This window comes from Corynebacterium sp. HMSC074C03, from assembly GCF_001838285.1.
In the GTDB taxonomy this organism is placed as follows: domain Bacteria; phylum Actinomycetota; class Actinomycetes; order Mycobacteriales; family Mycobacteriaceae; genus Corynebacterium; species Corynebacterium amycolatum.
This window is the reverse complement of sequence record NZ_KV836194.1, coordinates 26,279-42,288: the sequence shown is the minus strand read 5'-3', so window position 1 is coordinate 42,288 and position 16,010 is coordinate 26,279. Positions and strand designations below refer to the sequence as shown.

15 protein-coding genes are annotated in these 16,010 nt (G+C 59.2%); 5 read left to right on the top strand and 10 right to left on the bottom strand.

The window, feature by feature from the left end:
• The first annotated feature begins 96 nt into the window (after positions 1 to 96).
• Complete coding sequence (locus HMPREF2847_RS01585; protein WP_070851293.1) at positions 97 to 1,338, top strand: aminodeoxychorismate synthase component I; 1,242 nt, start codon at positions 97 to 99, stop codon at positions 1,336 to 1,338.
• On the opposite strand, the gene HMPREF2847_RS01580 is transcribed toward HMPREF2847_RS01585, so the two are convergent.
• Positions 1,335 to 3,011: a BCCT family transporter gene (locus HMPREF2847_RS01580; protein WP_083327293.1), complete on the bottom strand. Its 1,677-nt coding sequence runs from the start codon at positions 3,009 to 3,011 to the stop codon at positions 1,335 to 1,337. The two genes, HMPREF2847_RS01585 and HMPREF2847_RS01580, sit on opposite strands and share 4 nt — an antisense overlap.
• Positions 3,012 to 3,171: 160 nt before the next feature.
• Positions 3,172 to 4,026, bottom strand: a complete 855-nt coding sequence (rsmI, locus tag HMPREF2847_RS01575; protein WP_187401012.1) for a 16S rRNA (cytidine(1402)-2'-O)-methyltransferase — start codon at positions 4,024 to 4,026, stop codon at positions 3,172 to 3,174.
• Positions 4,027 to 4,108: 82 nt separating this feature from the next.
• Here rsmI and HMPREF2847_RS01570 point away from each other — a divergent pair, with 82 nt between their 5' ends.
• The gene (locus HMPREF2847_RS01570; RefSeq protein ID WP_070851291.1) at positions 4,109 to 5,665 is read left to right on the top strand and encodes a dolichyl-phosphate-mannose--protein mannosyltransferase; all 1,557 of its coding nucleotides are present in this window, start codon (positions 4,109 to 4,111) and stop codon (positions 5,663 to 5,665) included.
• Here HMPREF2847_RS01570 and HMPREF2847_RS01565 read toward each other — a convergent pair.
• The 6 genes from HMPREF2847_RS01565 to HMPREF2847_RS01540 all read right to left on the bottom strand — a co-directional run bounded on the left by HMPREF2847_RS01565 (position 5,662) and on the right by HMPREF2847_RS01540 (position 11,608).
• Entirely contained in the window at positions 5,662 to 6,444 is a 783-nt protein-coding gene (locus tag HMPREF2847_RS01565; protein ID WP_070851290.1) for a zf-HC2 domain-containing protein, read from the bottom strand. The two genes, HMPREF2847_RS01570 and HMPREF2847_RS01565, sit on opposite strands and share 4 nt — an antisense overlap.
• A gap of 51 nt (positions 6,445 to 6,495) precedes the next feature.
• Positions 6,496 to 6,900 (bottom strand): DoxX family protein, encoded by a 405-nt coding sequence (locus HMPREF2847_RS01560; protein WP_070851315.1) that lies wholly within the window; start codon positions 6,898 to 6,900, stop codon positions 6,496 to 6,498.
• A gap of 236 nt (positions 6,901 to 7,136) precedes the next feature.
• Complete coding sequence (gene glpR, locus HMPREF2847_RS01555; protein WP_070851289.1) at positions 7,137 to 8,429, bottom strand: divisome protein SepX/GlpR; 1,293 nt, start codon at positions 8,427 to 8,429, stop codon at positions 7,137 to 7,139.
• A 173-nt stretch (positions 8,430 to 8,602) separates the two neighbouring features.
• Positions 8,603 to 9,235 carry a GNAT family N-acetyltransferase gene (locus tag HMPREF2847_RS01550; RefSeq protein ID WP_049171292.1) on the bottom strand — a complete coding sequence of 211 codons (633 nt, stop codon included), beginning with the start codon at positions 9,233 to 9,235 and terminating at the stop codon, positions 8,603 to 8,605.
• 30 nt (positions 9,236 to 9,265) lie between these two features.
• Positions 9,266 to 10,537 carry a molybdotransferase-like divisome protein Glp gene (gene glp / locus HMPREF2847_RS01545; protein ID WP_005511382.1) on the bottom strand — a complete coding sequence of 424 codons (1,272 nt, stop codon included), beginning with the start codon at positions 10,535 to 10,537 and terminating at the stop codon, positions 9,266 to 9,268.
• Positions 10,538 to 10,633: 96 nt separating this feature from the next.
• Positions 10,634 to 11,608 carry a UTP--glucose-1-phosphate uridylyltransferase gene (locus HMPREF2847_RS01540; protein WP_070851288.1) on the bottom strand — a complete coding sequence of 325 codons (975 nt, stop codon included), beginning with the start codon at positions 11,606 to 11,608 and terminating at the stop codon, positions 10,634 to 10,636.
• A gap of 133 nt (positions 11,609 to 11,741) precedes the next feature.
• Here HMPREF2847_RS01540 and HMPREF2847_RS01535 point away from each other — a divergent pair, with 133 nt between their 5' ends.
• The 3 genes from HMPREF2847_RS01535 (at position 11,742) to mscL (ending at position 13,755) form a co-directional block, all read left to right on the top strand.
• On the top strand, positions 11,742 to 12,416 hold the full coding sequence (locus HMPREF2847_RS01535; RefSeq protein WP_070851287.1) for a 5-formyltetrahydrofolate cyclo-ligase: 675 nt from the start codon (positions 11,742 to 11,744) through the stop codon (positions 12,414 to 12,416).
• Positions 12,417 to 12,595: 179 nt separating this feature from the next.
• Positions 12,596 to 13,087 (top strand): SAF domain-containing protein, encoded by a 492-nt coding sequence (locus tag HMPREF2847_RS01530; protein ID WP_246821893.1) that lies wholly within the window; start codon positions 12,596 to 12,598, stop codon positions 13,085 to 13,087.
• 251 nt (positions 13,088 to 13,338) lie between these two features.
• Entirely contained in the window at positions 13,339 to 13,755 is a 417-nt protein-coding gene (mscL, locus tag HMPREF2847_RS01525) for a large-conductance mechanosensitive channel protein MscL (protein WP_049193054.1), read from the top strand.
• A gap of 280 nt (positions 13,756 to 14,035) precedes the next feature.
• Here the strand turns inward: mscL and HMPREF2847_RS01520 are convergent, their stop codons facing one another.
• Together HMPREF2847_RS01520 and HMPREF2847_RS01515 are read right to left on the bottom strand one after the other, a co-directional pair.
• Positions 14,036 to 14,581 carry a MogA/MoaB family molybdenum cofactor biosynthesis protein gene (locus tag HMPREF2847_RS01520; protein ID WP_040361719.1) on the bottom strand — a complete coding sequence of 182 codons (546 nt, stop codon included), beginning with the start codon at positions 14,579 to 14,581 and terminating at the stop codon, positions 14,036 to 14,038.
• A gap of 96 nt (positions 14,582 to 14,677) precedes the next feature.
• A complete protein-coding gene (locus HMPREF2847_RS01515; RefSeq protein WP_070851285.1) occupies positions 14,678 to 15,997 on the bottom strand; it encodes a S1C family serine protease in 1,320 nt (439 codons plus the stop codon).
• Between the last annotated feature and the right edge of the window lie 13 nt (positions 15,998 to 16,010).

Genomic DNA, 16,010 nt, shown 5'->3' with positions numbered 1-16,010 from the left:
GCGATGAACTGTGTCCCTTACGGAGTCCTCATGAAGTCCACATGAACTGTCCCCTACCATCATCGCACGCATGCGCGGCCACTACGCTTATGTCCTATGTCCACTCGGTCCACCTCCTCCGACTCGGCTGCTGACTTCACTTCGCGCGCGACCACTGCGCTAGCGCGTCTTATCGCTGCCGGTCATCGTCCCGCCGCACTCATCGGCTCCTGGTTCGGTTATCGCGCGGTTCTCGCCGCCAACGTCGAGCTCGCTGCCTGCGAGTCGGCAGCGCTTTTCACCAGCCCCGACCCCGATGCGTGGATTTTTGGGTTCCGCCCCTACTCCGGCACCAGCGCGCACGGGGTCGCTACCTGCGTCGCGTTGCTTGCCGACGACGGCACGTGGCATTTCGACGGCCCTGGCGCCGGCGACCCCTTCGATCCGGATTTCCAAGCCCTTCAGGCGGCCATCAACTACTCGCACGAAGACACGCGTGCCGACGCGCTCCCCGCGGACACACCACTGGAGTGGGATCAGGGCGACCGAGAACACCACCAGCTTGCGGTGGAGAACTGTAAGGAGGCAATTGCCGCAGGCGAGGTGTACCAAACCTGCATTTCCACACGCTTTCACGCGGAGCTGGCAGCGAGCGACTCTGCACTAGCCCACGCCGGTGCGTGGTTTTCCTCCCGCGTGGCGCGGTATCAGCCGGCTCGAGCAGCATTCTTGCCCGGCAACCTCGACGCTGGAATTCCAATCCTGGCCTCGCTGAGTCCTGAGGAGTTCCTCATCCGCGCAGGCACAAGCGTGACTGAAACTCCCATCAAAGGCACGATTCCCGCTGACCGGCCCCCGAACGAGTTATTGCGCAGCGACAAGGATGTCGCCGAGAACATCATGATTGTCGACCTAGTGCGCCATGACCTCGGTCAAGTTGCCAAGACCGGCACCGTGAAGGTCACAGACCTGCTCAGTGTGCGTCCGGCACCGGGCGTGTGGCACCTCTTTTCCACAGTTTCCGCGGAACTTCCCGATCAGCTCAGCCACGCTGAACTAATCGAAGCCTGCTTCCCACCGGCCTCAGTCACCGGTACACCGAAGCTGCGAGCAATTGAGCTTCTGCGCGAGTGGGAACCCGAACCCCGTGGCGCTCACTGCGGCGCGATTGGTGCGGCCCACGGGGATGCACTTGAGCTCAATGTCGGTATTCGTACCGCTGAGTACACAAAAGACCCGAACTCGGGGAGAGTTCGGGTCGAAGCTGGCATCGGCGGTGGCATCACCATCGGGTCTACACCCGAGGGCGAATGGGCCGAGATTGAGGCCAAGGCCGCACCGCTGCTGTTGGAAAGCTAGTTGCGCAATTTACGAGCACGGCGGCGCTCGCGCTGTTCGGCCGCTTCCGCCAAGCGGCGCTCACGAGCCATGCGCAGGGCAAACTGACGCTGTTCCTTGTCATCGAGGTACATCGGATCGTCGGAAAGTCCCTTAACCAGCGACACCATCAGCGCCAAGATAACAATGACGAACGGGCTTGCCGCCAAAATGGTGATGTTCTGCAGGTTCGACAGGGCATCGCTGCCACCGGTGACCAATAGGACGATGGCAATCAGAGCGGTGAAAATACCCCACATAGCAGTGACCGTGCGCGACGCTGTGAGTCGACCGAACTGGCTCATGGTACCCATCACCGTGGAGGCGGAGTCCGCTGAGGTAATGAAGAAGGTAGCCAGCAGAATCATTGCGATAGTGGAAGTGATTGCGCCACCCGGCAGGGATTCCAGCAGATTGAACAGCTGGCTCTCGGCCGAACCGTCACCGTAGATGGACGCACCCTGCTGCTCGTGGGTAATGGCGGTGCCACCAAAGATGGAGAACCACACTGCAGAGACAATCGACGGAACTGCGACGACGGTAAAGACGAACTCACGGATAGTACGGCCGCGAGAAATACGTGCGATGAACATACCGACAAACGGCGACCATGAGATCCACCAGGCCCAGTAAAAAATTGTCCAGGAAGAGAGCCATTCACCGGCGGTGCCGTCAGCGGAAGCACTGGAGCGGGAGGCCATCTCAAAGAAGGAATCCAGGTAGCTGCCAATAGAGGTCGGAATCAGGTTCAGAATCACCACGGTAGGGCCGAGGACCAACACCAGCAGAGCCAGCAGACCTGCGGCAACCATGTTGAAGTTCGAGATGTACTGAATTCCCTTGCCCACGCCCGACAGTGCAGAGACCAAGAAGGCACAGCCCAGAACGAGAATAAGACCAATCCACAAAGGTGCGCCCTTGATGGCGTTGAACCCGTTGATTTCCAAACCGGCGGAAATCTGAAGTACGCCAACACCGAGAGAGGCTGCCGTACCGAAGACGGTGGCAAAAATCGCAAGCGCGTCGATAAGCTTGCCCAACCGCCCCTCAGCGCGACGCGCGCCGATGAGCGGGATGAACGCCGCCGAAATCAGCTGCTTTCGGCCGAGGCGGTAGGTCGAGTAAGCAATTGCGAGACCGACGATGGCGTAGAGCGACCATGGGTGCAGAGTCCAGTGGAACATCGTCGAAGCCATGGCGGTACCGACTTCCTTCGGCTGGTGGCCCGGCACGCCATCGCGATAGAAGGTCAGCGGCTCAGCGACACCGTAGAACATCAGACCGATGCCCATACCGGCGGCGAACATCATCGCAATCCAGCTAGGCGTGGAAAACTCTGGTTTCTCGTTGTCCTTGCCCAAGCGGATGTGACCGAACTTGGAAATCGCGATGGACACAATGAAGAAGACAAAGACGGTACTGGCCAAGATAAACAGCCAGCCGATGTTCTCCACGACCCAGTTCAGAGAGCTAGATGCAAACGTCGAGAAACTATCCGGCCACGCCAGGCCCCAGACGATGATTGCCAGAATTGCGACAACGGCGGGGATGGTAACCCCGAGGTTCACGGGAGCGTGAGAATCGTCGGCCCTGACTTCGCCGACGACTGACTCCCCTACTTCTTGTTGTATTTCATGCTCTGGTGGATTCGTCATTCCTCCACCATGTCCACCATTGACCTGGGATCTCAACTTAGAATGCGGGTTTTCTCAGGTTTTCTTCATTTTTTCTGGGTTGCAAAAAACTTCCAATAACAGCGTTTCCCCTGTTCACCGTCGGGTGCCGAGGAATTTTCCGCCACAAAGTAACAATCAGTTAACGATTTTCGTCCCGAGCTGCTAAAACGGCCTGGTAGAGATCTCGATGCTTCGTCATTCCCGCCTCTGCTGCAACCTGCTTCGCGGCATCCTTCAGTCGCATGCCATCAGCCACGAGCTCCTCCACGCGGTCAACCAAGCCCTCCGTGGATACCTCCGTTGCCTGCTGCCCCGCGCCTTCAATCACCACCGTAATTTCGCCGCGGACACCTTCCTCTGCCCACGCCGCCAGCTCCCCCAGCGTCGCACGGCGAGTCTCTTCAAAACGCTTGGTCAGCTCACGGCTTACCGACGCGCGCCGCTCCTCACCCAAAATCTCCGCGGCATCGGCCAACGTAACAGCCAACCGATGCGGCGACTCAAAGAAACAGCAAGCCCGCTTCTCTGTCTTCAGTGATTCCAACCATGCCCGGCGCGCCCCCTGCTTACGCGGTGCAAAGCCATCGAAGCAAAAGTGGCCGACACCCAACCCGCTGAGAGCCAATGCGGTAGTCACGGCACTCGGCCCCGGTACGCAGGACACGGGCACGCCCGCGTCGTGAGCAGCCGCCACCACAGCCAGGCCAGGATCCGACACCACCGGCATCCCCGCATCGGTCACCACAATGACTTTCTGTCCCGCCTTCGCCGCCTGAATCAGCGACTCAGTGCGGCTCTCTTCGTTGTGATCGAAGTTCGAAACAAACTTCCCCTTGGGGGAAATGCCCAGCGCTGTGGCCAGGTTGCGTGCCCGCCTGGTGTCTTCCGCGGCGATGATATCGGCGTCGATAAGCGCACCGCGCAAGCGGTCGGAGGCATCGGCGATATTGCCCAGCGGCGTTGCCACCAGAGTGATGCCAGGGGCCAGCGTCATTGCCTCGCTAAGAGGCGCGTTCTCGTGCGGTTGGAAGTTCGATGCCGAATGCGTCATGATTCCATAGCTTAAACTGACATTCGTGACCGATGCCGCTTTAACCCCACCACCGGAAACCGAGCGCCGCGCGAAAAAGCGTTTCCTGCGCCCGATTCCCCCGGTGCCCTCGCTGCCGCCACTGCGGCGGTGGGACAAATGGGATACCGCCACTTTTGTGGTTCTCGGAATCGTCGCAGCGCTAACCCGTTTCATCGGGCTTGCTGCCAAGACCGACAATGGCACCCCGCTCTTCGATGAAAAGCACTATGTGCCGCAAGCATGGCAGATTCTGGAGTCCACCCGCGACCCCATCTCATCTGGCATTGAGGACAATCCCGGCTACGGTCTGATTGTGCATCCGCCAGTGGCCAAGCAGGTCATCGCCGTGGGCGAATGGATCTTCGGTTACTCACCAATGGGCTGGCGGTTTATGTCGGCGGTGTGTGGCACGCTGGTCATACTGCTGCTCATGGACATCGTCCGACGCATCTCTCGCGGCTCGCGGTTGGCAGTGGGTATCGCTGGTCTCTATGCGCTTGCCGACGGAGTGCTATTTGTCTCCTCCCGGGTCGGCATGCTGGACATGATTCAGACCTTCTTCATCACTGCGGCCGCGTGGGCACTTCTCATCGACCAGGCCGATGCCCGCAAGCGCCTGGAATCCGCCACGGAGCTAGGTAGTTTCGGCCCCTATCTCAGTTATCGCTGGTGGCGACTGCTCGCCGGCATCATGCTGGGGCTTGCCACCGGGGTGAAGTGGTCTGGCCTGTATTACATGGCCGCATTCGGTCTGTGGTCCGTCTTCACGGATTTGGTCTCCCGCAAGAATGCCGGTGCGCACAAACCCGTGCTCGGCGCACTCGCCCGCGATACCGCCCCGGCGTTACGTGATCTGGTGGTAGTCCCGCTGGGCGTTTACTTCTTAAGTTGGCGTTCCTGGTTCGCCGAAGAAACGTCGGTCTATCGCCATGTCTCGCCCGAAGACCGCGATACGGGACTCCCCGGCACCGACTGGCTTCCCGAGGCCCTGCAGAACTACCTGCACTACCAAAACAGCGTGCTGAAGTTCCACGCCGAGCTGACCACCTCTAATGGCCACAAACACCCTTGGGAGTCCAAGCCTTGGGAGTGGCTGGTCAGTTGGCGGCCAATGCTCTACTACTCCACCGAAACCACCTGCAGTGGCGGCCAGGAGTGCAAGGGCTGGATGATGCTCTTTGGCACCCCGCCGATCTGGTGGTTGCTGGTCCCCGTGGTCCTGTGGGCCACATGGCGTTGGCTCGGCCGCCGCGACGGCCGCTACGCGCTGCCCGTCATCGGTTTCCTCGCCTCGTGGCTGCCGTGGGTCATCGGCTACGACCGGCAGATGTACTTTTTCTACGCCACCGCGCTGATTCCATTCGTACTCATCGCCTTTGCTCTGCTTGCCGACGATCTCTCACACTGGCGGCCCCGCGGTAAGCCGGTGGGGTTGGTAATCGTTGGCATGCACGCCGCACTAGTGGTGACCGCGTTTGTGTTCTGGCTGCCAATTTTGACCGGCTACCCGCTGCCTCTCAACCACTTTGAATGGCGGTTCTGGTTGCCATCTTGGAGCTAGTCCCGCTGTGGTGGCACGCCTGTGACCGGCAACCCCGAGGCGGCCCGCCATGCCTGTGCGATTGCCGTCGGCGTATAGCCGCCCAGCCACACAACGGCCAGCGTCAAAGCGGAGACAAACATCAAGGCCAGGCCAGCGATCTCTGATGCTCCCTGGGCACCGATGAGAATGTCACGAATACCAAAACCGATGCTGAACGTGGCGACGGCACCGTAGACCGGCGTCATGCCCATGGCAGCGCGCGGCCGCCAAGCAGCCCAGAACAATCCCACTGCCAATGCAAGCCGAATTGCCGCGAGTTGAATGGCAACGCGTGCTCCGAGCTCCATTGGGTCAACGGTGGCAGTGGAACCGTCGATAGGAGCTCCCGTGCTTGTTGCGATTCCTGCACCGTCCTGCGGCTGTGTCGAGGAAAGTCCAAGCGTCATCATGTCGGAGGCATCGACCAGCGTCGCAATCCCCCAGACCGCCCAGCAAAGTCCCAACGCGATGAGCACCCCGCGGGCGGTGCCGGCTATGAGCAGCCATGCGCGCTCACGCCGGCGGCGCTCCGGTTCGATGGAGACCAAAATGCGCTCCGAGAGATCATCCGTGGAAACCTCCGGCATACCATCGGCAGGCCCAACCGTAAGGGCGCGGTTCAGCCGCACCGCTCGCTCGTACCAAGCTCGGCACTCCTCGCAGGCCCCAAGATGGGCATCGATGACTTCATCGGCAATACTTGCCTGCTCGCCATCGAGGCGAGCTGACAATGCTGCGCGAATTTCCTCGCACTCCACGGGGAATCTCCTCCGCTTTTAACTCTTAAGGGGGTTGTACCTAATGAGGTCTTATCTGATGAATTGCCTGTCCAAGCTGAAACGGCCGGCTCCGAAAACGAAAATCATCACCAGCCCACCGATGAGTGACATCACGAGCTCCGCGCCGTTGTCACGGATAAACAGGCCATTGCCCAGGTGCATCGACCACCAGGCACCAATCATCTCAATGATGAAGACCATCGCCATCGTCGGGGCCAAGAGCCCCAGAATCAGCAACGCGCCTCCGACCAGTTCGACTAGAGCGACAACCCAGACCGTCAAGTGCGCCTGCGGGATATTCGCAGCGACAAAGTAACCGGTCGTCTTGTCAATACCGGTGATAAAAATCTTGTCCCAGCCATGGCAGATGAAGATAATCCCGAGTATTAGGCGGAGAATCACGAGCGCGATATCGCGCATTACCGGTCGATCCATGAGGGACATGCTACCCGACGGCACGGTCAAAGCACGGTAGCACTGCGGCAGCGAAAGGCCAGCGACTTTAACATGCAAAAAGGCTTCTCCCAACCCCTCGGGAGAAGCCTTCCGCCAAACACACCCGGTGTGTCATGTCTTAGGTAGTGACATCGTAACAGGCCGAGTTTCTAACAAAAAATCGCGCTGACGTGCTCAGACAACTTTAAGGTTGTTCTACGGCTCAGCTCACAGGACTAGCTCACGCGAGCCTGCGGCATTTCGTCGTAATCGTCGTCATCAAAGCGGTAGTCAGTGTAGGCCAGATCTGCGAAATCCGGGTCCTCATCATCAAGCTCGACTACTACCGCGCCGGGACGGCGCAGTCGCTGTGGAATTCCCAGCTCATCATCCTCACGGTTACGTACACCGAGGCGGGCCATCTTCATACGGCGAATTCGGCGAGCCCGCAGTTCCTGCTCTGCACGCACGGTGCGGCGCAGGTTGACCAGGTACAGGGTCATCAAGCCGACGCCGACCAGTGGAATCCACCAGGTCCAACCACCGGCGAAAGCAGCGATGATGACCGTGACTGCGATGAACGCTGCCAACCCAGCAACAGAACGGCGGCGGCGAGCAAAGCGAGTCTCAGCGTACTGGGCATCCGAAATCGGATCGAACCCACCGCGACCACGGCGCTTCTCAGCGAACGCGTAATCATCTTCAGTCAAGGTGTCATCGACAGCGACTGCGTCATCGGTGGACTCGACAGCGTGGTCACTGTCGTTCTCGACGGTCGCATCGAGTTCTGCCTGCTCGTCTACGGTGTCTGCTGCCTCTTCAGTCTCAGACAAAGCGTCAGCAGACACAGCTTCTACGTCAGCAGACACAGTCTCGGCCGCCGCACCGGAATCAGGCTCGGCCTCAGATTCAGCGGCATCTTCGAACATCAAATCATCGGCGTCGACGAATTGACGGCGAACGTCAACGCTCACATCGGAAGAGGACTCATCTGCGCGAACCACATCACCTTCGGCGGAGGCGACGGCGGAATCAGATTCAGTCTCCTCGTCATCAACGACAGCCTGCAGCGACTGGTCTGCAGACTCATTATCGGACACGTCCATGTCAGAGCGGTCAGAAGACTCAGCAGTGGCTTCCTCGGTAGCGGAATCATCCGCCTGCGGGGTCTCCTCCTCTGCATCTGCCGCTTCCAGCTCGTAGACGATATCGCCGTCGACGACGGCCGGGTCGGCCGCCTCGTCCACGGTGTCGTCGATAAGCACGTCGCTAACATCAAAGTCATCGTCAACCTGCGCGTCAACGGTTTCGAGAGAATCGTCAACTTCCTCGGTCACGCGCACGTCCGACTCCTTAAAAGACGGACGACGGCGCGTCGTGGCCAACTCCTCGCCACCACGATGCAGCACGCGGGTCTTACCAAGCGCATCAGAGGTACGACGAATCGGCTTGCGCGTATTGACCACCAGCGGGGCCAGCACAAACAGCCACAGTACAACGATGAGTATCAGCAACAGTGAAGTTGACATATTTTGCGTCTCCTTGCGATTTCGCCCGGGGTTTCGCCGTCTCTCCCCGGCCCACATACGCCGCCCACATGCCCTTCCACAGAGGCATTTGCGAAGGCAGTCAGCGTATCTAGAGCGAATTCGCCCAATAGTAGAGTTGTCATCACCCTATCGGCGTGCGTTACTCAGACTACTCAGGCGCGCCGTTGCGGTGGGTATTTCTCCGCCTCTTCATATTGCGCACGACCACTCGCCACGATGAGATCCACTGCACTGTCCTCCCCCACCCGCGCATAGGTCAGATGATCGCGCCACGCACCATCCATATGGAAGGCTTCCCGCGCCACGCCTTCGTACTCGAACCCACAGTTTTCCAGTACGCGTATCGACGGGACATTGCTATCCAACACAGTCGCTTCAATTCGGTGGACGCCAACTCTCTTGGCATAATCCGATGCCAACGCCACTGCAGCAGTGGCGACTCCTCCACATGTAAAGCCGCTGCCGACCCAGTAACCGATCCAGGCGTGAGCGACGGGGAAAGGCGTAATACCGCCGAGTGTGAGCATGCCGGCGAACTGGCCATCTACCTCAATGGTGGAGACAATCATGTCTCCCGCAGCCTCTGAACGACGCCAACTGCGCAGGTTACGGCGAAAAACAGAAGCCCTGTGGGCATTATCCCAGTCGTCAGCAAGGGTTGGCTCCACGGGGCGCAAAATGGGCTCGTCGCGCAGCCGCAGTGCCCGCCATGCAGGGGCATCAGAGCGCTCTGGCACACGCAGGCGGACTCGGCCGCCACTGGTTACTAGACGAGAAGTACGCACGGCAACGATACTCGCGGTAGTTGGGTGCGGTTAGGCCTGGCGCGCCATGAACAGCACGTCAACTACATCTCCCGGACGCACGTGGAGCACGTCTTCCGGAATCACGATGAGGCTGTTGGCTTCCGACATACCGGCCAATAGGTGGGCTTGCGCACCGCCGGAACCTCCCAGCGGCTGCACCATGTATTCGCCGGTCTCACGGTCACGCATGAGCTGGCCACGGATATACCCGCGACGCTTCTCCGCCGACTCGATCGGGCCGACAGCACGAGCTGTGACAGCACGGCGGCGAGGATTGCGCTTACCCAGCGCCAGTCGAATGAGGGGACGAACCATAACCTCAAAAACGACCAATGCGCCGACCGGGTTCGACGGCAGCAGGAACGTTGGAATCTTGTCATCTCCCAGCAGACCAAAGCCCTGGACCGAGCCAGGATGCATAGCGATGCGGGAGACATCAACCTCGCCCAATTCAGCCAGCACACGGCGAATCTGCTCACCCGCGGCACCACCGACAGCCCCCGTGATGACCAAAAGCTCACTGCGAATGAGCTGGCCCTCGATGATTTCCCGAATGCGCCGGGGCTCACCGGTGGCAATACCCACTCGGTGCACCTCGGCCCCAGCATCGCGGCCGGCTGCTGCCAACGCGTAGGAGTTGACGTCGTAGACCTGACCGAGGCCCGGCGTGCGGTCAACATCGACCAACTCATTACCAATGGAAATCACGGACATACGCGGCTTGGGGTGCACCAAAACCTTCGAACGCCCCACTGCTGCCAACAATCCAACCTGCGACGGCGAAATTACCGAGTCCAAGGACACCGCCACGTCACCCGGCTGCACGTCGTCGCCGACCTTGCGCACAAAGTCACCGGAGTAGACCGGATGGAGAACATTAACTCGACGGCCACCGCGGTCGGTCCAGTTTAGGGGCACGACAGCGTCGGCAAGCGATGGCAGCGGCGCACCAGTTTGTACGCGCACGGCCTGCTTCGGCTGCAGCCGCATCGGGTGGTGAGAGCCGGCTGTCACCTCACCGACAACAGGCAGCTCGACCTCGCGAAAATCAACATCACTCTGACGCGCATCCGGAGGTAAAGAACCAGATTCGCCGACGATATCGACAGCGCGCACCGCATAACCATCAATCGCTGACTGCACGAATCCCGGCAACGGCTGCTCTGCGATGACATCTTCAGCGCACAGCATGCCGAGGGATTCCGAAATAGCAACGCGCACAGGATCAGGCATCACAGCGTGTGCGGTGATTGCCGCCAACTGTTCTTCCACAGAACGCATGTTTTACCTTCCTCGGCACCAACCCGCGGTGCGCTTTATGGCTATTCAGCTTCTCAGTACAAGCCTCTAGATAAGTACAGCCTCTATAAAAAGGCTTTAAGCCTGTTCATCCTGCGCCAGACGCTGCTGCATGTAGTCGCGCAGCCCCTCGCCGTAGTCCGGATGCCTGAGTCCAAAGTCTACGCAAGCGCGAATGAAGCCACCAGGATTTCCCAGGTCATGGCGGAACCCCTTGTGGACGACCACATGAACCGGATGTCCCTCTTGAATCAGCAGCTCAATTGCATCGGTGAGCTGGTATTCGCCGCCCTTACCGCGCGGGATGCGGCGCAGCGCATCGAAGATGGCACGATCGAGCAAGTAACGTCCGACTGCCACGAAGTTGGATGGAGCATCCGCAGGGTCCGGCTTTTCCACCATGCCCTTGACTCGCTTCACATCGTCCCAAGCATCAGCATCAGCCGCGTTCTCACCGAGCTCACCCGACTCCGCCGGGGTGGCGTCCTCAATATCGAAGACACCGTAGTTGTAGACCTCTTCGTGAGGAATTTCCAACGCACATAGCACCGAGCCACCAAAGCGCTCGCGCACTTCCGTCATGCGATCCATCACACCCACGGGAAGCACGAGATCGTCGGGAAGCATGACAGCAACGCTGTCCTCATCGTCTGCGAGCAGCGGCTCTGCGACCAGCACCGCATGCCCCAGGCCCAGCGGTCGATCCTGGACAACGGATTCCACGTGGATAACCTCGGTGGCGCGGCGTACCTTCGCTGCGATTTTGTCCTTGCCACGCTCGGCGAGAGTCTGCTCAAGATCCGGGCGCGGGTCGAAGTGTCCCAGCACGCCGTCCTTACTCGGCGCCGTGACAATAGCCAGGCGTTGCGCACCAGTGGCGGCGGCCTCTTCAGCAATCATTTCGATGCCCGGCGTATCAACCACGGGCAGCAATTCTTTCGGCACTGTCTTGGTAGCAGGCAAGAATCGCGTACCCATGCCCGCGGCAGGAACGATGACAGTTCGAACCGGAGTAGTCATGTCCGAACCAGACTCTTTAGACGATGAGACCATAATGGCAACGATACCTATATAACTTCCATTTGCTCGGAGGCTGACCCCGCTTTTTTCAACGCGTTAATCAGAAATTTTCCCCTGCGCTGACGACCGAGGTCGCTCCCCTCCCTGACAGAGTAGGTTTGCAGGTATGGCTCCGCTTCCCGAAACCACGTCCGATTTCAAGACCCGCACACGGCACGAGGTACTCGCCGCACGCGCCGCCAAGGGGCAGCGTGAACGCATGCTTGACGACGAAGCACTGGTACAGCGGTTGCAAGAATGGTTATCCAATACCGTCGGTGACCTCACAAAACCCGTCATCGCCGCTTATGTCCCCGCTGGCGACGAGCCCGGTGCAAGCGTTTCTAGTTCGACTGATGGTGAGCCCGGCCAGGGCTTTGTGGAGGCTTTGGCCAACGCGGTTCCCGGAGCACGAATTCTGCTTCCCGTCTGCCCGCCCGGCCCACCTCAGCCGCTGCACTGGGGTTACTACACCGACGGCTTCAGCAAAGGGCGATTTGGACTCTTGGAACCCGTTTCGATGGAAAGCGCCGCCGGCCCGGAGGAGCTAGGTGTTGCCGACGCCATTATTCTGCCGGCAGTTGCAGCCGACCCCCAAACTGGGATGCGGTTAGGGCGTGGCGCTGGTTATTACGATCGCAGCTTGGTTTTCGCTCGACGCGACGGTGATACGGATGGGACGAGAGCTGCTGTCATCGCTGTTGCGGTTTTCGACACCGAGTTGCGCACGGAGCTTGCCTACGAGGAGCACGACGTTCCCGCCGATTATGTGATCACGCCAGCGGGGATTTCACAGGTTTAATGGAACCGATTCCGGTTTAATGGAACCGATTCCGGGTTTTTCGCGCCTAACTTAATATGAGCTCAAAACACTCGTCCCGGTTTCCGCGTCCATTCCGAAAGCCCCGCCCCGCAACTCTTCGGCGAATAGTTGCAGTCACAGTTTTCCTATGTGCCGTCGGACTGGCGGCGGTGGAGTCATTGACACCTCGCAGCGGCCATATCCGGGTCGTAATTAGCGCCAAATCCATTGCCGCTGGCGCATCGGTGACAGAACAAGATGTGGCTTTCAAGGACATTCCCCGGGATCTCGTTCCCGGCGGGGCCGTAACGGACATCGCTGCTGTGCGGGGACGCACCCTGGCCACCGGCATGTCACCAGGAGAGATACTTACAGAGCAGCGAATGGTCGGCCCATCACTAGCCAAGTCGTTGACTGGGACGTCGGAAAGCAAAATTATTGCCATCACGTTGACTGATGTGGGCATCGTGTCCGCTCTTCGCACTGGTGACAGCGTGGATATTGTGTCGACAGCGGATGAGCGCGGGATGGCGGCACCGCTTGCACACGGCGCGAGAGTGGTCAACATCGTCGACGATGAGGTCGTTTTGGTTGCACTGCCCACCGGCGCTGCGGAGGTGGTGGCGGCGACATCGCTGACATCCCCGCTCACACTGTTACTCTCGGGGTAGTGGCCAAAATCTCATTGATTACCAGATTTTATGGCCCTGAACAGTGCTTTTTGTAGAAAGTTGACTTGTCCCACAACTTAGCGAAGGGATACAATGGACAGGCAATTCAAAACTACGATGAGATCTAAGAAGAGTGGCACTGCCAAACAACGCACTGCCCCGTTTCTCAAATCGTATGGGCCTGCACTGAGCAACGCGATGACTCACAGGTCTCGTTTGGTTTGTTCCGTTTCTACAGAAGGAAATTTCCTATGCTTAAGGGCTTTAAAGAGTTCATCATGCGCGGCAACGTCATCGACCTGGCGGTCGGTGTTGTCATCGGTGCTGCATTCACCGCAATCGTCACTGCTTTCACCGACAGCCTGCTCGAGCCGCTACTGAACACCATCGGTGGCGCTGAGGTCACTGGCCTCGGCTTCGAAATCATCAAGGGCAACCCGTCGACCTACCTTGACTTCGCAGCTGTCATCACCGCAGTCATCAACTTCCTGCTGGTCGCAGCGGTTGTCTACTTCGTCATCGTTGCTCCGATGAACAAGTTCAACGAGATGCGTGAGGCTCGTCTGGAGACCTCCGCTGAGCCGGAGGTCACCGAGGCTGACCTGCTGACTGAGATTCGTGACCTGCTGGCTGAGCAGAACGGCAAGCCGAAGACGGAGCTGAACTAGCCTCTAGCTGCTAGTTGCAGGCTTCCGATAAGAAGCGAACTAACGCTTTTACACAGCGCTCATCCCCAATGGGGTGGGCGCTGTTTTATCCAATAGTCCACATCAAAATCACGAGCATCCTCCGGGGATTCATCGTGATAGTGCACTGTGCGCGCGGTTTTCGCACTGCGTGACTGGGCAAAGTTTTTCGCCGGTGCACCTGCGCGGCGGCGCTGCCTACGGCTTCCACTGCGCGGCGCAGCTTGCTCGGGCTGATTGGGCTGCTTAGCGTCGCCCATTCCTAAACGCTCCAGCGGCAGAGATCATCAAGCACATGAGAGACCAGCGGGAGAATTGTCGCCATGCCATCGCGCACTGCAGCGCGAGACTCCGCGAGATTGATAATCACTGTCTGACCGGACACACCGGCCAAACCGCGGGACAGACCGGCATCCAATGCGCCAGCTCCCATACCGGAGTTACGAATAGCCTGCTCGATGCCCTGCAGTCGTACATCGAGAACCTTGCGAGTGGCATCCGGGGTCTTCGCACGAGGCCCAACACCAACGCCGCCCACCGTAACGACCAAATCTGCGCCACCGACAACAGCGGTATCTAGGGCCTTCCGGATCTCACGCTTCACTGCACCCGTACTGACCACAGCATCGACCGAGTAGCCGTCTTCTTCCAACAGCTCAACCATGAGCGAAGCCGCACCATCCGGGTTCTCAAAATGGTCGCCCACGAGGACAACAAACGCATTTCGAACCTGGCCGTCGTCGTTGATAAGACGCTCCATCTCAGCGAGGTTGACGTCACTTGGCTCAGTACTCACGGTTTCACTCATCTGCTCTATCTCGCTTTCTCCCACAGCTTTTCACTCGAAGTTTCACTCGAAAACTCTTCTACAGATGGTGAGGTACTAACTCCACCACGCTGCCTATCAATCCTGGGCTTCTACCAAGGTGACATCGACCGTTCGCTCGTTGCCGCCTCGCTCATCTGTAACTGTAAGTGTGACAGAATCCCCAATCCGATGCGACCGAATAGCCGCAATTAGTGCAACGCCGTTGTCAAGTGTGCGGTCATCAACCTTGGTAATCAGGTCACCATCTTTCAATCCCGCCTTATCAGCTGGGCCGTCTGGCGTTACCTCTCGCACCAGTGCACCACGTGCAATCGGACGCGAATCAATCTGGGCACCAATGACAGGCATCCGCGCCTTACCGGAATCAATCAGGTCTTCCGCTATGCGACGAGCCTGATTAACCGGAATTGCGAAACCAAGGCCAATGCTGCCCGCCTGTTCCGATGCCTCACTGTTAGAGGCAATCACGCTGGGCACACCGATGAGGTTGCCTTCCATATCCACTAGCGCTCCGCCGGAGTTACCCGGATTAATCGCCGCATCGGTCTGGATTGCATCAATGACCGAGGACTGACCGTCTTCACCAGCGGCGGTCACTGGACGGTTTTTAGCGGAGACAATGCCCTGCGTAACAGTGGAGGTCAGTCCCAGTGGCGAACCAACGGCCACCACTTCCTGGCCAACCTGGACCTGCGAGGAGTTACCCAGAGAGATTGGGCGCAGCCCGTTAACACCTTCAATTCGAATAACGGCAATATCAGTCGCCGCATCCCCTGCAACCAGAGTTGCCGGGTGCGTGGTGCCGTCGGAAAGCAGGACTTCCATATGTGCGTCCGGACCTGCGCCTGCGACGACGTGATTATTCGTCAGCACCAGGCCGTCGGACGACAGAATGGAACCTGAGCCCGACGCCGTGCCCCGCTCCGAGACAGTGGTGATGGAGACGACACTGGGAAGGACCTTCTGCGCGACCTTCTCCACGGACCCCTCAGCTGCTGCTACCTGACGGGTTTCCGCAGGCTTATCCAGCGCGTTGTCCGCGGGAGCCGACGACTGCGAGTTGTGAACTACCCATGCGCCGACACCGCCACCAATACCGGCCGAGCACAGCATCAGGGCAGCGACTGCCAGCGCCCCCATGCCCTTAGCTCCCTGGGCAGCCTTGGTCTTCTGCTGATTGGCCGCAACGTCCCACTCTGAACCGCCTCCGTAAGCGCCGTTCGGCTGAGACGGGATGGTGTTGTAGTGGGAATCCTCCCAACCGTGATCATTGGCGGAAAACTGGTTCGTCTGACCAGCATCCCCCATGGCACGGTTCTCGCTGAAGTTGTGAGACTGCGAGGAGTAGTGTCCCCGCTCATCTCCTCGCGAGGAATCGTTGAAAGAGTTGCTCATACGTAATACCTTG

What these genes read in the sequence shown, in the direction of transcription:
- HMPREF2847_RS01560 (WP_070851315.1), bottom strand. Translation starts at nt 6,900, where the DNA reads ATGGATCGACCGGTAATGCGCGATATCGCGCTCGTGATTCTCCGCCTA.
- glp (WP_005511382.1), bottom strand. Translation starts at nt 10,537, where the DNA reads ATGCGTTCTGTGGAAGAACAGTTGGCGGCAATCACCGCACACGCTGTG.
- rsmI (WP_187401012.1), bottom strand. Translation starts at nt 4,026, where the DNA reads ATGACGCTGGCCCCTGGCATCACTCTGGTGGCAACGCCGCTGGGCAAT.
- HMPREF2847_RS01515 (WP_070851285.1), bottom strand. Translation starts at nt 15,997, where the DNA reads ATGAGCAACTCTTTCAACGATTCCTCGCGAGGAGATGAGCGGGGACAC.
- HMPREF2847_RS01580 (WP_083327293.1), bottom strand. Translation starts at nt 3,011, where the DNA reads ATGACGAATCCACCAGAGCATGAAATACAACAAGAAGTAGGGGAGTCA.
- HMPREF2847_RS01585 (WP_070851293.1), top strand. Translation starts at nt 97, where the DNA reads ATGTCCACTCGGTCCACCTCCTCCGACTCGGCTGCTGACTTCACTTCG.
- HMPREF2847_RS01540 (WP_070851288.1), bottom strand. Translation starts at nt 11,608, where the DNA reads ATGGTCTCATCGTCTAAAGAGTCTGGTTCGGACATGACTACTCCGGTT.
- HMPREF2847_RS01520 (WP_040361719.1), bottom strand. Translation starts at nt 14,581, where the DNA reads ATGAGTGAAACCGTGAGTACTGAGCCAAGTGACGTCAACCTCGCTGAG.
- mscL (WP_049193054.1), top strand. Translation starts at nt 13,339, where the DNA reads ATGCTTAAGGGCTTTAAAGAGTTCATCATGCGCGGCAACGTCATCGAC.
- HMPREF2847_RS01535 (WP_070851287.1), top strand. Translation starts at nt 11,742, where the DNA reads ATGGCTCCGCTTCCCGAAACCACGTCCGATTTCAAGACCCGCACACGG.
- glpR (WP_070851289.1), bottom strand. Translation starts at nt 8,429, where the DNA reads ATGTCAACTTCACTGTTGCTGATACTCATCGTTGTACTGTGGCTGTTT.